General features: G+C 71.7%; 17 protein-coding genes. 6 read left to right on the top strand and 11 right to left on the bottom strand.

All coding sequences use genetic code 11. The features are described from left to right. Window positions 1–82: 82 nt before the first annotated feature. The 8 genes from prcA to arc all read right to left on the bottom strand — a co-directional run bounded on the left by prcA (window position 83) and on the right by arc (window position 8345). Window positions 83–916, bottom strand: coding sequence for a proteasome subunit alpha (gene prcA / locus J7462_RS03085; RefSeq protein WP_208566155.1), 834 nt, complete (start codon window positions 914–916; stop codon window positions 83–85). A gap of 61 nt (window positions 917–977) precedes the next feature. Beyond that, window positions 978–1817 carry a proteasome subunit beta gene (gene prcB / locus J7462_RS03080; protein ID WP_219461492.1) on the bottom strand — a complete coding sequence of 280 codons (840 nt, stop codon included), beginning with the start codon at window positions 1815–1817 and terminating at the stop codon, window positions 978–980. Then, complete coding sequence (locus J7462_RS03075) at window positions 1736–2422, bottom strand: endonuclease VII domain-containing protein (protein WP_219461489.1); 687 nt, start codon at window positions 2420–2422, stop codon at window positions 1736–1738. Before J7462_RS03075 ends, prcB begins: the two co-directional genes overlap by 82 nt. Window positions 2423–2444: 22 nt before the next feature. After that, window positions 2445–2657 (bottom strand): ubiquitin-like protein Pup, encoded by a 213-nt coding sequence (locus J7462_RS03070; RefSeq protein WP_204924405.1) that lies wholly within the window; start codon window positions 2655–2657, stop codon window positions 2445–2447. A gap of 110 nt (window positions 2658–2767) precedes the next feature. Beyond that, window positions 2768–4285 carry a depupylase/deamidase Dop gene (gene dop / locus J7462_RS03065; RefSeq protein WP_357017429.1) on the bottom strand — a complete coding sequence of 506 codons (1518 nt, stop codon included), beginning with the start codon at window positions 4283–4285 and terminating at the stop codon, window positions 2768–2770. 58 nt (window positions 4286–4343) lie between these two features. Then, on the bottom strand, window positions 4344–4901 hold the full coding sequence (locus tag J7462_RS03060) for a hypothetical protein (RefSeq protein ID WP_219461485.1): 558 nt from the start codon (window positions 4899–4901) through the stop codon (window positions 4344–4346). Continuing rightward, window positions 4877–6412 (bottom strand): hypothetical protein, encoded by a 1536-nt coding sequence (locus J7462_RS03055; protein ID WP_219461483.1) that lies wholly within the window; start codon window positions 6410–6412, stop codon window positions 4877–4879. Before J7462_RS03055 ends, J7462_RS03060 begins: the two co-directional genes overlap by 25 nt. Before the next feature lie 151 nt (window positions 6413–6563). Next, a complete protein-coding gene (arc, locus tag J7462_RS03050; RefSeq protein ID WP_208566159.1) occupies window positions 6564–8345 on the bottom strand; it encodes a proteasome ATPase in 1782 nt (593 codons plus the stop codon). Window positions 8346–8522: 177 nt separating this feature from the next. On the opposite strand from arc, the gene J7462_RS03045 reads away from it, so the two are divergent. Then, window positions 8523–8819, top strand: coding sequence for a ferredoxin (locus J7462_RS03045; RefSeq protein WP_208566160.1), 297 nt, complete (start codon window positions 8523–8525; stop codon window positions 8817–8819). 109 nt (window positions 8820–8928) lie between these two features. On the opposite strand, the gene J7462_RS03040 is transcribed toward J7462_RS03045, so the two are convergent. The 3 genes from J7462_RS03040 to J7462_RS03030 all read right to left on the bottom strand — a co-directional run bounded on the left by J7462_RS03040 (window position 8929) and on the right by J7462_RS03030 (window position 11756). Next, window positions 8929–9501, bottom strand: coding sequence for a hypothetical protein (locus J7462_RS03040; protein WP_091239677.1), 573 nt, complete (start codon window positions 9499–9501; stop codon window positions 8929–8931). Window positions 9502–9582: 81 nt separating this feature from the next. Next, entirely contained in the window at window positions 9583–10536 is a 954-nt protein-coding gene (locus J7462_RS03035) for a tRNA (adenine-N1)-methyltransferase (protein WP_219469942.1), read from the bottom strand. A gap of 65 nt (window positions 10537–10601) precedes the next feature. Continuing rightward, window positions 10602–11756, bottom strand: coding sequence for a site-2 protease family protein (locus J7462_RS03030; protein ID WP_308290713.1), 1155 nt, complete (start codon window positions 11754–11756; stop codon window positions 10602–10604). 82 nt (window positions 11757–11838) lie between these two features. Between J7462_RS03030 and J7462_RS03025 the strand changes: the two genes are divergently transcribed. The 5 genes from J7462_RS03025 (at window position 11839) to J7462_RS03005 (ending at window position 18507) form a co-directional block, all read left to right on the top strand. After that, window positions 11839–12750, top strand: coding sequence for a PD-(D/E)XK nuclease family protein (locus tag J7462_RS03025; RefSeq protein ID WP_219461474.1), 912 nt, complete (start codon window positions 11839–11841; stop codon window positions 12748–12750). A gap of 97 nt (window positions 12751–12847) precedes the next feature. Further along, window positions 12848–14041, top strand: coding sequence for a sensor histidine kinase (locus J7462_RS03020; RefSeq protein ID WP_219461471.1), 1194 nt, complete (start codon window positions 12848–12850; stop codon window positions 14039–14041). Between the two features lie 23 nt (window positions 14042–14064). Next, complete coding sequence (locus J7462_RS03015) at window positions 14065–14799, top strand: response regulator transcription factor (RefSeq protein WP_255597561.1); 735 nt, start codon at window positions 14065–14067, stop codon at window positions 14797–14799. Window positions 14800–15187: 388 nt separating this feature from the next. Further along, the gene (locus J7462_RS03010; RefSeq protein WP_219461466.1) at window positions 15188–15955 is read left to right on the top strand and encodes an ABC transporter ATP-binding protein; all 768 of its coding nucleotides are present in this window, start codon (window positions 15188–15190) and stop codon (window positions 15953–15955) included. Beyond that, complete coding sequence (locus J7462_RS03005; protein ID WP_219461464.1) at window positions 15955–18507, top strand: ABC transporter permease; 2553 nt, start codon at window positions 15955–15957, stop codon at window positions 18505–18507. The genes J7462_RS03010 and J7462_RS03005 overlap by 1 nt, the downstream gene beginning before the upstream one ends. The last annotated feature ends 101 nt before the right edge of the window (window positions 18508–18608 follow it).

Here is an 18608-nt window from a genome sequence, read left to right as displayed (position 1 = left end):
GGCGGGTGGGTCGACCCGGACTGCGGATGGCACCCACGCGCAGGGGCCGGGGTGTGCACCCCGGCCCCTGCGCGTGTCGCCGTCACGCTTCCGGCTTCTCCTGGGGCTGGCCCTCCAGGTCGGCCGAGCCCGCCGACGTGGTGGGCTTGTGCGCCTCCTCGGTCGGCACCGTCGGGGTCTTGGCCTGGCCGTCGGCCGGCGCGGCGTCACCCGCCGCGTCACCCTCCAGCAGCGCGGTCAGCGCCGCGCCGGTGATCCGTCGGAAGGTACGCCCCACCCGGGCACGGTCCAGGACCGCCACCTCGAGCTGGTTGGGGGCGATCGTCCGGGCCGCGCCGCCCTCGCCGCCGACGCTGCTCAGCGCCTTCATCGCCACCCTGACCGCCTCGCTGAGCGACAGGTCGGGGCGGTGCTCGGCCTTGAGCACGCCGGTGATCGCCTCGGCCTGACCGCCCATCGCCATCCGGCCCGGCTCGTCGTTGACCGAACCGTCGTAGGTGAGCCGGTACAGCTCGTCCTCCTCGACCGTGGCACCGACCTGCGCCACGCAGATCTCCACCTCGAACGGCTTGGACTGCTCGGTGAAGATCGCGCCCAGGGTCTGCGCGAACGCGTTGGCCAGGGCCCGGCCGGTCACGTCACGCCGGTCGTAGCTCAGGCCGTTGAGGTCGGCCATCCGCACCCCGGCGCGGCGCAGGTTCTCGAACTCGTTGTACCGGCCGACGGCGGCGAAGCCGATCCGGTCGTAGATCTCACTGACCTTGTGCAGGGCGCTGGAGAGGTTCTCCGCGACGAAGAGCACCCCGCCGGTGTAACTCAGGACCACCGCGCTGCGCCCCCGGGCGATGCCCTTGCGGGCCAGCTCGGAGCGGTCGCGCATGATCTGCTCGGGCGAGGCGTAGAACTGCATGGCCACGGCGGCGGTTCTCCTTCTGGCACTGTGCTGACGACTGGGGCTGGTGGGGGGTGGGACGGCGTCAGCCGCCCGGGTTCTCCATCCGCCCGGCGACGACGGCCTCGGCGATGGTGGCCGTCTCGGCCTCGGTGAGCCGGCGGGTACCCTCGGCGGTCGCCGTCATCACCACCGGGTAGATCCGCCGGGTCAGGTCCGGCCCGCCGGTGGCCGTGTCGTCGTCGGCGGCGTCGTAGAGCGCCTCGACGGCGAGCCGGGTCGCGTCGTCGATCGACACGCCGGTGCGGTACCGCTTCTTGAGCGCGGACTTGGCGAAGAGCGAACCGGAGCCGATCGCGTCGTAGCCGGTCTCCTCGTAGGGACCGCCGGTGACGTCGAAGCTGAAGATCCGCCCGGCGCGGGCCGGGTCCCGGGCGGCCAGGTCGAAGCCGGCGAAGAGCGGCACGACCGCCAGCCCCTGCATGGCCGCGCCGAGGTTGCCCCGGATCATCGAGGCGAGCCGGTTGGCCTTGCCGTCGAGGGAGAGCATCGCGCCCTCGATCTTCTCGTAGTGCTCCAGCTCCACCTGGAACAGTCGCATCAGCTCGATGCCGATGCCCGCCGTGCCGGCGATGCCGACCAGCGAGTACGCGTCGGCGGGGTGCACCTTCTCGATGTCGCGCTGCGCGATCAGGTTGCCCATGGTGGCCCGTCGGTCGCCGGCCAGCACCACACCACCGACGGCCGAGATGGCCACGATGGTGGTGGCGTGCGGCGCCAGGTCGGCGGCCATGCCCGGCGGTAGCGGCCGTCGGCCGGGCAGCATCTCGGGGGCCACCCGACTCAGGAAGGTCGTGAAGGAGGACGTCCCCGCGTTGGTGAACACATCTGGTAGACGCCCGGATGGATCAAAGCCCGCTGCCACGTGGTTCCTCTCAGGTACGTGATCGCCCTGGCCAGCCTCGTGGGACTGTCACGGAACTGGCCAAGACCACCGTTGCAGTTGAAGCAGAGTATCCCGCGCACCCATCCGGTGCGGTGATCGTGGTCCACATGTTGAGGATCTTCCACCCCGCAGACGGCACAGACGCCGCCCTGCTCGGCGAGCAGCTCCTGGAACTCCTGCTCGCCGATCCCGTAGCGGCGGCGCAGGTGGTACTCGCGAGACCCGCCGTGCAACCGGAGCTTGCTCTCTTTACCCTTCTCGTTGTGGCAGGGCTTGCAGTATCGGCCGTAGCCGCCACGCCCCGACCGGTTACGGGGAAAGTCGTCGAGCGCCTTCGTCTCACCACACGTCGGGCAGCGACGGTGGCCATCCGGAACCATAGGTGGTTGGCGAACCTCCCGGCCATGCTTCTCTCTCGTCCGCTTGGCATAGCTCACCTTGGAACGCAGGTTGAAGCAAGGCTTGCAATAGCTACCCCGGCCATCTGGCCGACGGCTGTTCGCGCAGAACTCATCGAGCGGCTTCCACTCATCGCAGTCCCGGCAACGACGGTATCCCTCTCGATCATCGAGCGGATCAGGCATGTCCGATTTAAACGTTTATGCCCTATTCGCCCCCTTTCTGCACATAACCCCTCACAAATTCCTCGGCGTTCTCCTCCAGGACCGAGTCGATCTCGTCGAGCAGGTCGTCGACGTCCTCGGTGATCTCGGCGTGCCGCTCGGCGACCTCGGGATTGACCTCGGTGGTGACGTCGTCGATCTCCTCGGCCTGGTGCGACTTGCCCGACTGGGTCTGACCGCCCTCTTGTGAAGCCATCTCGCTGCCTCCTCCACGATCGTCTGCGATGAACTTACCTCGCGGAGACGACGAAAAGCCCGTCGCGCGCCGGCATCCGACGCACGACGGGCCGCCGTCACCGCGTCGACTCAGCCGCCGGTCAGCGTCTCCAGCAGATCCTTGGCGGTGTCGCACCTGTCGAACAGCGCTCCGACGTGCTGGCGGGTGCCCCGCTCCGGCTCCATCATCGGCACCCGCACCAGCGACTCCCGACCCACGTCGAAGATCACCGAGTCCCAGCTCGCCGCCACCACCTCGGAGGCGTACTGGGCCAGGCAGCGGCCCCGGAAGTAGGCCCGGGTGTCCTCCGGCGGCTCGGTCATCGCCCGGCGGGTCTGCTCGTCGTCCAGCAGGGTCTTCATCGAGCCCCGGGTCACCAGCCGGTGGTAGAGACCCTTCTCCGGCCGGACGTCGGAATACTGCAGGTCGACCAGCTGAAGCTTGTGCGAGCCCCAGCCCAGCTTCTCCCGCTCCCGGTAACCCTCCAGCAGCCGCAGCTTGGCCACCCAGTCCAGCTCGTCGGCGCAGAGGAACACGTCGCGGCCCAGCCGGTCCAGCACCTGCTCCCAGCGCTCCAGCACGTCCAGGGTCTGCGCGTCGGCGTCCGCGCCGTACCGCTCCTCCACGAAGGAACGCACCCGCTCGTAGTAGGCCCACTGCAGGTCCAGGGCGGTCAGCCGACGGCCGTCGCGCAACCGCATCCGGTGGGTCAGCGACGGGTCGTGGCTGACCGCGCGCAGCTCGGCGACCGGGTCGGCGATGCCCAGGTCGGCACCGAGCGCCTTCTCCTCGATCATGGTCAGGATCAGCGCGGTGGTGCCCACCTTGAGGTAGGTGGAGATCTCCGACAGGTTGGCGTCGCCGATGATGACGTGCAACCGGCGGTACTTGTCGGCGTCGGCGTGCGGCTCGTCGCGGGTGTTGATGATCGGCCGCTTGAGGGTGGTCTCCAACCCCACCTCGACCTCGAAGAAGTCCGCCCGCTGGGAGATCTGGAAGCCGCTCTGGCCGCCGTCCTGCCCGATGCCGACCCGGCCCGCGCCGCAGACGATCTGCCGGGTGACGAAGAACGGCGTCAGGTACGCCACGATGTCGGCGAAGGGGGTCTGCCGCCGCATCAGGTAGTTCTCGTGCGCGCCGTAGCTGGCGCCCTTGTTGTCGGTGTTGTTCTTGTAGAGGTGGATCGGCTGGGTGCCGGGGATGGTGGCCGCCCGCCGGGCCGCCTCGGCCATTACCCGCTCCCCCGCCTTGTCCCACCGCACCACGTCGAGGGGGTTGGTCACCTCGGGGGTGGAGTATTCCGGGTGTGCGTGGTCGACGTAGAGCCGGGCGCCGTTGGTGAGTATCACGTTGGCCAGGCCGAGGTCCTCGTCGGCGAGCGCCTCCGCCGGGTCGTAGGCGGCCCCGGAGTAGGTGAACCCCCGGGCGTCGCGCAGCGGCGACTCCTCCTCGTAGTCCCAGCGGGCCCGGCCGCCACGGTTGAGTTCCGGGCGCGCGCCGTACGCGTTGACCACCTGGGACGAGGTGACCATCGGGTTGGCTCCGGCCTGGCCGGGCACGGAGATCCCGTACTCGACCTCGGTGCCCATGATCCTTCTGACGCTCATCGACCTACCCGCTTCGCTCGCCTCACCCGGTCCGCCGTCATGTCGAGCGTAGTCCGCCTCACCGGGGAAGGGGGCACGCCGCTTCGGCCGGGTCGGGAGTGGCGGTCTCCAGGGTGGGCGGGGGCGGCTCGTCGGAGGGGGCCACGTCGCACTCGGGGACCGTCAACGGCACCCAGCTGAGCCGGTGCCGCAAGGCGGGCTCGTCGCGCAGCATCCGGTGTACCCGACGTTCGCCCTTGGGGTCGGAGGTGATGAACCGGACGGGGCCGGCCACCCGGCGGACGATGATGTCGGTGCGGTCCGGTTCGAGGAACGGCAGGCTGTAGATGCCCGGATCGGTGGCCGCCGTGGTGCCGTGCAGGGCCGACAGGCACAGCGAGATCAGGTAGGACCGCATCGGCCCCCGGTCGATGACCAGGGTGGTGGTGCCCGGCACCTCGGGATAGCGCTGTTGGGCGTCGGCGCACACCCAGGCCACTCTGGACGGCAGGGTGAGGTCCTGGTGGACCCACCGCTGCGCCCAGGTCTGCTCGTCGACCACGAGCAGGCTGCGGTGCCAGCCGGTGACCCCGCAGAGCGCCACCGCGACCGTCATGGTGAGTGCGGCGGCCAGCACCCCCGCCGTGGTGCTGCCGGCCCCCGCCAACTCAGGGCGGGCCGGGGCACCGGCAGTAACCGGACCACCCCGGCGGTGCCGACGATGAGCAACGCGGTGGCCAGGTGGGTGCCCTTGACGAAGTAGTAGCCCGGGGTCACCCCGGCGTCGGTGTTGATCTGCGCGATGGTCAGCGGCAGGGCCGCGCCGACGACGCAGACCAGCAGCCAGCGCCGCCAGGCCGGATCGGCGCGGGCGACCTGGACGAGCAGGGCCACCCCGACGATGCCGCCGAGCCAGATCAGCGCCCGCCAGCCCTCGACGGCCTGGGACGAGCCGATGACCAGCGCCTCGGTCTGCCCGGCCCGCAGCACGCCGAGCAGCGGGGCGATCAGGGCGAGAGCGGCGCCGGCCAGGCCGACGGTCAGCACGGTGAACCACCGGCGCAGTGCCTCCCGCCAGTGGGTGAGCACCCAGCACAGGACCAGCACGGCGGCGGCGGGCAGGAAGAGGTAGTAGGTGAACCCGACGGCGGCGAGCAGGGCGCACAGCAGCACGACCTGCTCCCGGGTGCCGGGGACGGGCCGGGCGACCAGGGTGGCGATCAGGACGGTCAGGGTCAGCCCGAGCACCTCGGTGGGGTAGCCGGCGTTGAGCAGGCGGGGCAGCTGGGTGCCGAGCACCAGCGCGCCGACGACCACGGTCAGCACCGTGCGGTGCAGCAGGTGGATCGGGCCGGCCAGCCGTTGGGCTGCCCAGATCAGCACGAGGGTGAACAGTCCGAAGCCGGCGATGGTCCAGCCGAAGTAGTGGGCGACGAGGGCGTCGACGCGCGGCCCGGTGGGGGTCAGGAAGCCGTCGAGCAGGGCGGTGACCAGGTGCCAGCCCTGCGGATAGTAGATGAGCTGGGCGGTGATCTGCTCCCGGGCGGCGGCCGGGTCGACGAAGGTGTAGCCGTCGAGGCGGCCCATGGCGTCGAACAGCGCCAGGTGCCGCCAGTTGTCCTCGCCCGCGCCGAGGACGGTGAGCCGGTCGGCGAGGTCGGTGGCTCGCTGCCAGGGTTGCCGCAGGTAGACCACCATGGCGGCGGCGCCGGCCAACGGGAACAGGTCGGCCCAGCCGGGCCGGGGCAACCGGGGGCGGCGGCGTAGCACGGCGGCGGCGAGGACGAGCCCGGTGAGGGCGGTCCCGGTGAGCGGCACCGGCCGCATCCCCCAGGGCCAGACCGGGAAGACCAGGCCACCGATCGCGGTCAGGCCGAGCAGCAGGCCCAGGGCGAGCATCAGCCGGTCGAGCAGGGTACGGCCGCCGCGCAGCAGGCTGGCCGTGGCGATCAGCACGACCGGGGGCAGGAGCCAGTCCCGGTGCAGGGCGTGTCCGGCGAGGGGTACGGCCCATGCGGCGACCAGCGCGGCGAGCAGGAGCGGGATCCACCGCCAACGGCGGGCCGGCCGGCGCGGCGCGACGGTGGGGGGTGTCTGATCCACCGCCGGGGACAGCGGCGGATCGGCGACGGTGAGCTCGGGCGGCACGCGGTTCCTCGGAGTCGACTACGCGGTCGGGGAAGTCTAGCGACGCGGCCGGCATTCCACCCACCCGACGCGGGGTGGTGCGGTTAACAGTGGGTGACGTACACGAGCGGGCCCGCGACGCGTCGCGTCGCGGGCCCGTCCGGTCGGCCGGTCAGAGGTACTGGCCGGTGTTGCTGGCGGTTTCGATGGAGCGGCCGGCCTCGGTGCCCTTGCCGCCGGAGACGAGCGTGCGGATGTAGACGATCCGCTCGCCCTTCTTGCCGGAGATGCGGGCCCAGTCGTCCGGGTTGGTGGTGTTGGGCAGGTCCTCGTTCTCCCGGAACTCGTCGACGCAGGCGTCGAGCAGGTGCTGCAACCGCAGCCCCTTGCGCCCCGAGGTGAGGAACTCCTTGATCGCCATCTTCTTTCCCCGGTCGACGATGTTCTGGATCATCGCGCCGGAGTTGAAGTCCTTGAAGTAGAGGACTTCCTTGTCACCGTTGGCGTAGGTCACCTCGAGGAAGCGGTTCTCCTCGGTTTCCGAGTACATCCGCAGCACGACCGCGTCGATCATGGCGGCCACGGTGGCCTGGGGCTCGCCGCCGTGCTCGGCCAGGTCGTCGGCGTGCAGGGGCAGGCCGACGAGGATGTACTTGGAGAAGATGTCCTTGGCCGCCTCGGCGTCCGGACGCTCGATCTTGATCTTCACGTCGAGCCGGCCGGGGCGCAGGATGGCCGGATCGATCATGTCCTCCCGGTTGGAGGCGCCGATCACGATGACGTTCTCCAGGCCCTCGACACCGTCGATCTCGCTGAGCAGCTGCGGGACGATGGTGTTCTCCACGTCGGAGGAGACACCGGAGCCACGGGTCCGGAAGATCGAGTCCATCTCGTCGAAGAACACGATGACCGGGGTGCCCTCCCCGGCCTTTTCCCGGGCCCGCTGGAAGATCAGCCGGATGTGCCGCTCGGTCTCACCGACGTACTTGTTGAGCAGCTCCGGACCCTTGATGTTGAGGAAGAAGCTGGTGTGCCGGTCCTTGCCCAGCCGCTCGGCGATCTTTTTGGCCAACGAGTTGGCCACCGCCTTGGCGATGAGCGTCTTGCCACAGCCCGGCGGACCGTAGAGCAGGATGCCCTTCGGCGGCCGGAGCTGGTGCTCGCGGAACAGGTCGGCGTGCAGGAAGGGCAGCTCCACCGCGTCGCGGATCTGCTCGATCTGCGACTGGAGGCCGCCGATGTCGGTGTAGTCGACGTCGGGCACCTCCTCCAGCACCAACTCCTCGACCTCGCTCTTCGGGATCCGCTCGTAGGCGTACGCCGAGCGGGGCTCGATCATGAGCGAGTCGCCGGCCCTGATCGCGGTGCCGATCAGGGTGTCGGCCAGGTGGACGATGCGCTCCTCGTCGGAGTGCGAGACCACCAGCGCCCGGTCGCCCGGGCTGCCCTCGGGACCCGCGAGGATCTCCTTGAGCATCACCACCTCGCCGACCCGCTCGTAGCCGAACGCGTCGACGATGTTGAGCGCGTCGTTGAGCAGGACCTCCTGGCCACGCCGCAATTCCTCGGCGTCCAGTGAGGGTGAGACGGCTACTCGGAGCTTGCGTCCGCCGGTGAAGATGTCCACCGTGCCGTCGTCGTGTCGCGCGAGGAAGACACCGTAGCCGGACGGCGGCTGCGCCAGCCGGTCGATCTCCTCCTTGAGCGTCACGATCTGCGCGCGAGCCTCTTTGAGGGTGCTCACGAGCCGGTCGTTGTTCTCGGTGAGCCGCGCCAACTGTGCCTGGGTGGCCGCCAGCCGCTCTTCGAGCTGCCGGACGTGTCGGGGGCTTTCGGTCAACTTGCGCCGCACCAGAGCGAGTTCCTCTTGAAGGAACGCGACCTGCGTGGAGAGATCGTGGGCCTCCTTCTCCCACCGTGCGGCGCGCGAGTCCGCGTCGTCGCTGCGTGCCACGTCCCACCTCCCCGGGGGGCTTGAACGTTCTGCCCTAACACTAGCCGCTATGAGGCCGATTCGGTCCCACGCAACGCCCTCGTCACTGAACCTTGATCGCCAAGGTACGCCTGAGGGGCAGGTCCGGCCGTTCGGGTACCTTCGTGGGGTGGGACGGGAGAACATGGGGGGTGCCGGGTGAGTGACGTCGCGACCGACCAGTTGCAGGTCTGGGTGGACCAGGATCTCTGCACGGGTGACGGGCTCTGCGTGCAGTACGCGCCGGAGGTCTTCGAGTTCGACGTCGACGGCCTGGCGTACGTCAAGGGCACCGACGGTGAGCTGCGGCTGGCCCCCGGCAGCCGGGTCGACGTGCCGGAACACCTGCGGCTGGAAGTGATCGACTCCGCGAAGGAGTGCCCGGGTGACTGCATCCACGTGGTACGCGGCAGCGACGGCGTCGAGGTGGCCGGCCCCGAGGCCGCGGACGACTGACCACTTCCCGACAGAACGCACCGCCACCCGGCCAGCCGACACCCGGCGGGGCGGGCCGGTCGGCGGAGCGGCCGGGGCGGGCGACCGTCGCCCCGGCCCGGCGGTGGTGTCACAGCAGCGGACGGCCGACCACCGAGGCGACCAGGCGGGCGAACTCCTCCAACCGGGCGATCTGACCGGCACCGCCGTCGTCGAGGGTCTTGCCGAAACGCAGCGCGTCGTGCCGGGGCGCACCGACCATCTCGTCGCCGGGTGGGGCCTCGTCCAGTGAGGTGAGCAGCAGGTAGACGTCGATGCTGTCGACCCGTACCTCACCGTTGTCGGCCCGGGTCAAGCGGCGTCGGCAGCCGACCTCCGTGACGGTGGAGACCGGCACCACCCGCAGCGACGAGGTCATCGACCCGGGGGGACCCTCCCCCGGCGGCACGTCCTCGCCGTGCCAGAGCACCAGCCGGCTGCCGTCGCAGACGACGACCTCCTGCCATACCCCGTTGACCTCGTTGACGAAGCGTTCCAGGGTGAAGCCGAGCACCGAGGCGCCGCGCAGCACCCCGCCGAGCGCCTCCAGGGCGATGTCCGGGTCACGCAGGTAGGCCCGCGCCGCCGACTCCAGGTCCTGGTACGGCGACCAGTCCGGGAACACGGCCGGCAGTTCACCGCCGCCGAACCCCGGCCGACTCATGCCCACTCCCTGCGGTCGCACCGTCGGCCCGCACCGGCCGTCGGGTTCTGCCCGTTCACGCCCAGCTGCTCCGCTCCGCCGTCACGGCCGGTCCACCTCGTCGGCTCCGGCGGCCGACGCGGCTGCGGTGGCCTGCGCCGCCGCCTCCCGGGCCGCCGCTGCCTCGCGCAGCGCCTGCTTGCGCTCGGCGTACGCCTCCGCGCCCTTGCTGGGCTTGCGGCGACGCGGCGGGGCGGTGACACCCGGAGCGAGTTTACGCGCGGAGACCAGGAACGCGGTGTGCGCGATCATCCGGTGGTCGGGGCGGACGGCGAGCCCTTCGGCGTGCCAGTCGCGCACCAGCGACTCCCAGGCCCGCGGCTCGGTCCAGCCGCCCCGCTCGCGCAGCGCCTCGACCAGCTCGGACAGCTGCGGGGTGGTCGCCACGTAGCCGATGAACACGCCGCCGGGCAGCAGCGCCCGCTCGACCATGTCCAGGGTCTCCCACGGGGTGAGCATGTCCAGGATGATCCGGTCGAACCCGGTCTCCGGGCAGTCGGCGACGTCGCCGACGTGCAACCGCCAGGCCGGGTGCGGCGCACCGAAGAACGCCTCCACGTTGCGCCGGGCGATCTGGGCGAAGTCGTCGCGCACCTCGTAGGAGTGCAGCTCGCCGCCGGTGCCGACGGCGCGCAGCAGCGAGCAGCTCAGCGCCCCGGAGCCGGCACCGGCCTCCAGCACCTTGGCACCGGGGAAGACGTCGCCCATGGCGACGATCTGCGCCGAGTCCTTCGGGTAGATCACCTGGGCGCCGCGCGGCATGGACAGCACGTAGTCCGAGAGCAGGGGACGCAGCGCCAGGAACGCCGTCCCGCCGCCGGCGGTGCTGACCACGCTGCCGTCGGGCTGCCCGATCAACGCGTCGTGCGCCAGGATGCCCCGGTGGGTGTGGAACTCCTTGCCGGGCTCCAGGGTGACGGTGTGCATCCTCCCCTTCGGGTCGGTCAGCTGCACCCGGTCACCGGGGCGGAACGGTCCCCGGTGCACCGGGGGCAGCTCCGCTGGGGCGGTGGGCGTCGGTGTGCCGTTGCGGGCCGGGAGGGTGGGGGGATGTGCTGCGGTCACCTGTTCATCTTCCGTGTGGGTTCGAGGACCTGGGCGAGATCCGCGGTGTGCAGAACGCCGACCACATCTTCGCCTGCCGTCACCACGTACCGTGCGCCCGGGTGGGCCTGGACGGCCGCCATCAGCCGCTCGCCGTCGAGACCGAGCGGCAGGGTCGGCAGCGCGGTCAGCGGCCGGGCCACCGCGTCCACCCCCAACCAGGGCCGACGGTCCACCGGTACGGCGTCCGCCGCCGCCGGGTCGACCAGGGCGACGGGCCGGCCCGCGCCGTCGACGACCAGGAGGGCGGACCGGGGCGGGCCCTGCTCGGCGTGCCGACGCTGCGCCTCGGCCAGTGGCGTGCCGGTGGGTACGGCGTGGACCGGGCGGGCCAGCCGGCCCAGGTCGAGCAGCGGCACCCGGCGGCTGATCCGGGCGTACCGGATCGACTGGCCGGCGCCCCGCCAGAGGGTGATCGCGACCAGCAGCATCAGCGGCAACGCCAGCGGCACCAGGATCCGCTGGATGGTGAGCAGCACGACCAGCCCGGCGGTGGCCACCGCGACGGCCCGCCCGACCCAGCCGGCGATCTCGGTGGCCCGGTGCCGGTCCCGGGTGAGCCGCCACAGCACGGCGCGCAGCGCCCGGCCGCCGTCCAGGGGCAGGCCGGGCAGCACGTTGAACACGGCCACGATGACGTTGCTCAGTGCCAGTTGCAGCGCGAGCTGGTGGGCCAGGGTGTGGTCGGGGGCGGCCAGCGTGGCGGCCACGGCGATCCCGCCGAGCAGCGCCGAGACGGCCGGGCCGGCCAGGGCGACCAGCAGCTCCACCCGGGGGTTGGGGGCGTCCCGGTCCATCTCGGTGTAGCCGCCGAGCAGTTCCAGGGTGATCCCGCGCACACCGATGCCGTAGCGGCGGGCGGTCAGCGCGTGCCCCAGTTCGTGCAGCAGGACGGAACCGAGCAGCGACACCACGAAGCCGAGACCGATCAGGTAGCCGCCGAGCGGGGACAGCCCGAGGCGGTCCCGGGCGAACTCGGCATAGGTGACGGTCACCAGCAGGGTGAGCAGCAGCATCGACAGGTTGAGGTGCAGCGGCACCCCGAACACCCGGCCGACGGTCAGGCCGGCACCCCGGCGGGGCCGGCGCGGTGCGCGGGGACGGGACTCCACCGCCCCGATGCTACGCGCCGACTCGATCATGCCCGGTGCGGCGAGCGCGGTGGTGTCACACCGGTGCCCTAACCTTCGGGGCATGACGGCGGAACCGGTGACCGACCAGCAGCATCCTCCGGCGGCGTTGCCCGCCACGGTCCGGGCTTCACTGTCGCCGTCACGGGCCGCCGACTTCAAGACCTGCCCGCTGCTCTACCGGTTCCGCAGCATCGACCGGTTGCCCGAGCGACCCAGCGTCGAGCAGGCCCGGGGCACCCTGGTGCACGCGGTGCTGGAGCGGTTGTTCGACCTGCCGGCGGGCGGGCGCACCCCCGACGCCGCCGGTGACCTGGTCGTCCCGCAGTGGGACCGGCTGGTCACCGAGCAGCCCGAGCTGGCCGGCCTGTTCGACCCGGGCGACGAGGCGGGCACGGCCGAGTTCCTCCGCTCGGCGACGGCGCTGTTGGCGGGTTACTTCGCGGTGGAGGATCCGCGCCGGCTGGAGCCCGCCGAGCGGGAGAGCCTGATCTCCGCGGTGGTCGACGACGAGCTGCTCATCCGTGGTTACGTCGACCGGCTCGACGTGGCCCCCGACGGGGCGCTGCGGGTCGTCGACTACAAGACCGGCGGTGCGCCGAGGGAGGCGTTCGAGGCCCGGGCGCTGTTCCAGCTGAAGTTCTACGCGTTGGTGCTGTGGCGCACCCGGGGCGTGGTGCCCCGCGTGCTGCGCCTGCTCTACCTCAAGGACGCCGAGGTCTGCGACTACTCCCCCGACGCCGAGGAGCTGCTGCGGTTCGAGCGCACCGTGGTGGCGCTCTGGCAGGCCATCGAGCAGGCCACCGTGCGGCAGGATTTCCGGCCCCGACCGAGTCGGCTCTGCGACTGGTGCAACCACCAGGCGCACTGCCCGACCTTCGGCGGCACCCCGCCGCCGTTCCCGCAGCGGGCCGGGGCGGCCGACCCGTTGCGCGACGCCCGGTCCCGACCGGCCACCCCGGGTGCCGACGAGTAACGGGTCGGCGGGTCGGAGACCGGCTCATCCGCGAGGAGGAGACGAGGTTCACCGTCGGCGACGACCGGACGGCCCGCCGGGCGGCTAGCGTCACGGTATGACCGAGGGGGGCGAGCGCTGGTGGGTGCGCCGGCCGTTGGCCGGTGACGCTCTCTTCGCCGTCGCGCTGGTGGTGCTGGAGGTCGCCTTCATCCTGATCACCCCCCGCGAGTTCTGGCCTCGGCAACTGCCGTCCGCGCTGGCCTGGAGCCTGCTGTGCGCCGCGCCGGTGGCGCTGCGGCGGGTCGCCCCGTGGCCTGCGGTGGGGGCCGCGTTGGCCACCCTGGCCGTGCCGGCGGTGCTCGGGCACGCCCCGACCACGCAGAGCCTGACGTTCCTGGTGCTGACCTACACGATGACGGTCAACCGGCCGGCGCTCCCGGCGGTCGCCGCCACGGTGCTGCTGTGGGTGCCGGTGGCGGCGCTCAACGTGCTCACCCCACTGGACACCGGGCTCGACGTCGGCCCGGCGTACCTGGTGCTCAACAACCTGCTGACCGCGCTGCTCGCCTACGCGGTGGGGCGGGCGGTGCGGGCCCGGCGCACCTCGCTGCGGGCGCTGCGGGAACGGGCCCGGGTGGCCGAGGAGAACCAACGGTCGCTGGCCGAGCAGGCGGTGGCCGACGAGCGGCGACGGATCGCCCGGGAGCTGCACGACGTGGTCGCCCACCACGTCAGTGTGATGGGGGTGCTGGCCACCGGGGCCCGGCGGGTGCTGCGGCGGGACCTGGCCGCCGCCGACGAGGCGATCGCCACGATCGAGGACACCAGTCGGGTCACGCTGCGGGAGATGCGGCGACTGCTGGACGTGCTGCGTACCGACGCCGAGCCGGCCGCCGACCTCACCCCGCAGCCCGGCCTGGCCGGCATCGCCGCGCTGGTCGAGCAGGTACGCGAGGCGGGGCTGCCGGTCACCCTGGAGGTCGCGGACCCGGTGCCGACGGTCGAGGAGGGTATCTCGCTGACCGTCTACCGGATCGTGCAGGAGGCGTTGACCAATGCGCTCAAGCACGCCGGACGGGCCACCGCGACGGTCCGGCTGGGGGTGACGGACGGCTGCCTGACGGTGGTGGTCACCGACACCGGGCGGGGTCCCGGGCCGGAACCCGACCGGATCGGGCACGGGTTGGTCGGTATGCGGGAACGGGTCGGCCTCTACGGTGGGATCCTGCACACCGGGCCACGTCCCGGTGGCGGCTTCCGGGTGTACGCCCGGATCCCGGTGGAACCGGTCGGGGCGGTCCCGACGTGACGGCGGCAGAACGGGGAGAGCAGATGGGCGAGACGTACGGCAGCTCCCCTTCCGTCGTGCCGGACGAGGTGCGGGGGCCCGCCCGCGCGCCGGGGCGGCCGGTGCGCATCCTGCTCGCCGACGACCAGCCGTTGCTGCGTACCGGGTTCCGGATGGTGTTGGGCACCGAGGACGACCTGGACATCGTGGCCGAGGCCGGGGACGGTCAGGAGGCGGTGGAGTTGTCCCGCCGGCTGCTGCCCGACGTGGTGCTGATGGACATCCGGATGCCCCGGATGGACGGGGTGGCGGCGACCCGGGCGATCGTGGACGCCCGGTTGCCGGTGCGGGTGCTCATCCTCACCACCTTCGACCTCGACGAGTACGTGGTGGGGGCGTTGCGGGCCGGGGCGAGCGGGTTCCTGGCCAAGGACGTGCCGGCCGACGACCTGGTCACCGCCATCCGGACGGTGGCCGCCGGGGAGGCGGTGGTGGCGCCGCGCATCCTCAAGCGGCTGCTGGACCGGTTCGCCACCGTGCTGCCGGACCCGGCGGCGAGCCCACCGAAGGCGTTGGGCACGTTGACCGAGCGGGAACGCGAGGTGCTCGTCCAGGTGGCCCGGGGGCTGTCCAATGCGGAGATCGCCGCCGCGCTGTCGGTCAGCGAGACGACCATCAAGACCCACGTCGGGCACGTGCTGACCAAGCTACGGCTGCGCGACCGGGTGCAGGCGGTGGTGCTGGCGTACGAGTCGGGGCTGGTCCGCCCCAAGGCGTAGCCGGGTGGTGGCGGGTCCGCCCCGGGACGTAGCCGGGTGATGGCGGGTCCCCCTCGGGGTGTACCCGCAGTGAGGCCGGTGGGCGGACGGCAGCGTTGCCCCGCTCACCTACCGTGACGAAAGACGGCGCGGCGCGGTTGACCATGACACGGCGTCAGGTTCTAGCGTCGGCGTCGGCACCGCCGCAGGCGGCGCGACGAACAGTGACCGGTCGTCGACTCAGGGGCAACCCTGAGTCGGGCTCCGGGCCGACCCGCAGCGGGAAATCCGCCTCGGGTCACCCCGTGGTCGGACGGATCTCCACCGACCGGCACCGAGGATGGGATCGACCCCACCGACCAGCGGGGGCGGTGGGGGCACACACAGCCAGACGGAAGAGGTAGATGACGTGACCGCGACGGTAGGCCGGCATGCGCAGGCCGCGGCCCGGGCGAACGACGTGTGGAAGGTGTACGGCACCGGCGAGGCGCAGGTCGCCGCGCTCCGCGGGGTCAGCGCCGAGTTCGAGCGGGGCAGGTTCACCGCGATCATGGGCCCGTCGGGCTCCGGCAAGTCGACGTTGATGCACTGCCTGGCCGGGTTGGACTCGGTGAGCAAGGGCACCGTGCAGATCGGCGACACGACGGTGACCGGGCTGGGTGACTCGGGCCTGACGAAGCTACGCCGGGACAAGGTGGGCTTCATCTTCCAGCAGTTCAACCTGCTGCCCACGCTCACCGCCCAGGAGAACATCCTGCTGCCGATGTCGATCGCCGGCCGCAAGCCCGACCCGGCCTGGTACGACACGGTCATCGACACCGTCGGCCTGCGGGACCGGCTGGGGCACCGGCCGTCGCAGCTCTCCGGGGGTCAGCAGCAGCGGGTCGCCTGCGCGCGGGCGCTGGTCGCCCGCCCCGAGGTGATCTTCGCCGACGAGCCCACCGGCAACCTGGACTCCCGCTCCGGCGCGGAGGTGCTCAACTTCCTGCGCAACTCGGTACGTGAGCACGGGCAGACCATCGTGATGGTCACCCACGACCCGACCGCCGCCGCGTACGCCGACCGGGTGGTCTTCCTGGCCGACGGGCAGATCGTCTCGGAGCTGATCGAGCCGACCGCCGACACGGTCCTGGACACCATGAAGAAGCTGGACACCCCGGTCGAGGTGGCCGGCTGATGTTGCGGGCCACCCTCAAGAGTCTGCTGGCGCGCAAGGTGCGCCTGCTGTTGTCCGGCCTGGCCGTGGTGCTGGGCGTCATGTTCGTCTCGGGGGCGTTCGTGCTCACCGACACCCTGGGCCGCTCGTTCGACGCGGTCTTCGCCGACGCGTACGAGGGCATCGACGTCAACGTCGCCGGCAAGCCCAAGGTGGCGCTCAGCGAGATGCAGGGTGAGCAGGTGCCGACCACGGTGCCGGCGGCGACGGTGCAGCGCATCGGCGCGGTCGCCGGGGTCGCCGAGGCCACCGGCGTGGTCGCCACCGACGGGGCCCAGCTGATCGGCAGCAACGGCAAGGTGGTCACCTCGTTCGGGCCGCCGCAGCTCGGGTCGAACTGGCAGGGCGAGAGCGACCTGGTGAAGCTGCGCGAGGGGCACGAGCCCCGGGCGGACGACGAGATCGTCGTCAACGCGGCGCTGGCGCAGGCGGGCAAGGTAAAGGTCGGCGACCGGGTCGGGGTGCTGACCCCGCTGTCGCCGAAGCAGACCTTCACCCTGGTGGGGATCTTCGGGTACAGCGGTGACCGGGATTCGATCGGCGGGGTCAACGAGGTCGCCTTCACCACGCCGGTGGCGCAGCGGTTGCTGTTGGGTGAGCGGGACGTCTTCACCAACGTCACGGTCCGGGCGGCCGACGGGGTCAGCGACTCGGCGTTGCGCGACGACGTGGCCCGGACGCTCGGCGACGGCTTCGAGGTCAAGACCGGCGCGCAGTTGTCGGCGGACGCCTCGGCGAGCCTGAAGGAGGGGCTGTCCTTCTTCAACAAGATCCTGCTCGGCTTCGCCGCCGTCGCGCTGCTGGTGGGCACGTTCCTCATCCTGAACACCTTCTCGATCATCGTGGCGCAGCGGACCCGGGAGCTGGCGTTGATGCGGGCGATCGGGGCCAGCGGTCGGCAGATCATCGGTTCGGTGGTGCTGGAGGCGGTGGCGATCGGCCTGATCGCCTCGGTGCTGGGGTTGGGCGCCGGCATCGGCATCGGCGCGCTGCTGGCGTACGTCTTCGGCAACCTGGCCGGAGGGCTGACGCTGGCGGGCATCGGGGTGCCGGCCTCGGCGGTGATCGGCTCCTTCGCGGTGGGTCTGGTGATCACGGTGGTGGCGGCGCTGCTGCCGGCGCTGCGGGCGTCGCGCATCCCGCCGATCGCGGCGATGCAGGACGTGGCCAACCCGGACCGGCCGCTGACCCGGATCACCGTGACCGGTGGGGTGATCACCGGGATCGGCGCGGTGCTGCTGTTCCTCGGGCTCAGCGGCAACGCCGGGGACAACACGCTGGCGGTCATCCTGGGTGGGGTGCTGTTCGCCTTCATCGGGGTGGCGCTGCTGACTCCGTTGATCAGCCGCCCGGTGGTCTCCCTGCTGGGGGCGATCTTCGCCTGGTCGGTGCCGGGCAAGCTGGGTCGACTCAACTCCGGTCGCAACCCGCGCCGGACGGCGATCACGGCGGCGGCGCTGATGGTCGGCATCGCCCTGGTGACCGGGGTGACGGTGATCCTGGACTCGGCGAAGGGCAGCATCGGCGCGTTGGCCCAGGACACCATCAAGGCCGAGCTGGTGATCTCGGGGGCGTCGACCGGCCCACGGCCGGCGAGCTTCGACCCGGCGGTGCTGACGAAGGTGGCGGCGCTGCCCGGTGTGCAGCTGGCCGACGGCGAGTACGGCGACATGGGCATGGTCGACGGGAAGGTCACCTGGTTGGCCGCGTCCAGCGACGTGACGGCGTTGCAGCGGATCTTCGGGGCCAAGACGACCGCCGGTGACATCAGCCGGCTCGGCCCGGACCAGATGCTGTTCAGCTCCGACGCCGCGGAGTCCCGCAACATCTCGGTCGGTTCGACGGTGACGGTGCAGGCCTCCCGGGGTGAGCCGCGCACCTACACGGTCAGCGGCATCTACGAGAGTTCCGAGCTGACCAGCCCGGTGCAGTTGCCGCCGCAGGCGGTGAAGGACTTCGCCATCCCGAAGCCCAACCAGGGGTTCATCCAGCTGGCCCCGGGCACCCGGGTGGCGGACGTGCAGCCGCAGGTGGAGGCGCTACTCGTGGACAGCCCCGAGGTGTCGGTGGCCGACCGGGACGCGTTCATCGAGCAGCAGACCGGCTCGCTGGACAGCCTGCTCACGATGATCCAGATCCTGTTGGCGCTGGCCATCGTGATCGCGGTGCTCGGCATCGTCAACACCCTGGCCCTGTCGGTGCTGGAGCGGACCCGCGAGCTGGGCCTGCTGCGGGCGATCGGGCTGCGCCGGGCGCAGACCATGCGCATGATCACCGTGGAGGCGGTGGTGATCTCGGTCTTCGGGGCGCTGCTCGGGATCGTGGTCGGCGTCGGTCTCGGTGCCGCGGTGGTCCGGGCGCTCAAGGACGACGGCATCACCGACCTGATCCTGCCGTGGGGTCAGATGGGGCTGTTCCTGCTGCTGGCGGCGATTATCGGCGTGGTGGCGGCGGTGCTGCCGGCGGTGCGGGCGGCCCGGATCAACGTGCTGGGCGCGATCGCGCACGACTGATCCCGTCCGCCGCGAAGGGGTTCCGCCGGTCGGCGGGACCCCTTCGCCGTGACCGGCCGGCGCCACCCGCCCCGCCGGTCACGGCGGGCCGGCCGCCCCCG

The sequence above is a fragment of the Micromonospora sp. RL09-050-HVF-A genome (assembly GCF_019374995.1).
In the GTDB taxonomy this organism is placed as follows: Bacteria; Actinomycetota; Actinomycetes; order Mycobacteriales; family Micromonosporaceae; genus Micromonospora; species Micromonospora antibiotica.
This window is presented reverse-complemented; position numbering and strand designations above follow the sequence as displayed.

Coding starts and splice junctions, on each gene's coding strand:
- J7462_RS03005 (WP_219461464.1), top strand. CDS start 15,955: ATGTTGCGGGCCACCCTCAAGAGTCTGCTGGCGCGCAAGGTGCGCCTG.
- J7462_RS03020 (WP_219461471.1), top strand. CDS start 12,848: ATGACCGAGGGGGGCGAGCGCTGGTGGGTGCGCCGGCCGTTGGCCGGT.
- J7462_RS03040 (WP_091239677.1), bottom strand. CDS start 9,501: ATGAGTCGGCCGGGGTTCGGCGGCGGTGAACTGCCGGCCGTGTTCCCG.
- J7462_RS03025 (WP_219461474.1), top strand. CDS start 11,839: ATGACGGCGGAACCGGTGACCGACCAGCAGCATCCTCCGGCGGCGTTG.
- J7462_RS03075 (WP_219461489.1), bottom strand. CDS start 2,422: ATGCCTGATCCGCTCGATGATCGAGAGGGATACCGTCGTTGCCGGGAC.
- J7462_RS03015 (WP_255597561.1), top strand. CDS start 14,065: ATGGGCGAGACGTACGGCAGCTCCCCTTCCGTCGTGCCGGACGAGGTG.
- J7462_RS03070 (WP_204924405.1), bottom strand. CDS start 2,657: ATGGCTTCACAAGAGGGCGGTCAGACCCAGTCGGGCAAGTCGCACCAG.
- dop (WP_357017429.1), bottom strand. CDS start 4,285: ATGAGCGTCAGAAGGATCATGGGCACCGAGGTCGAGTACGGGATCTCC.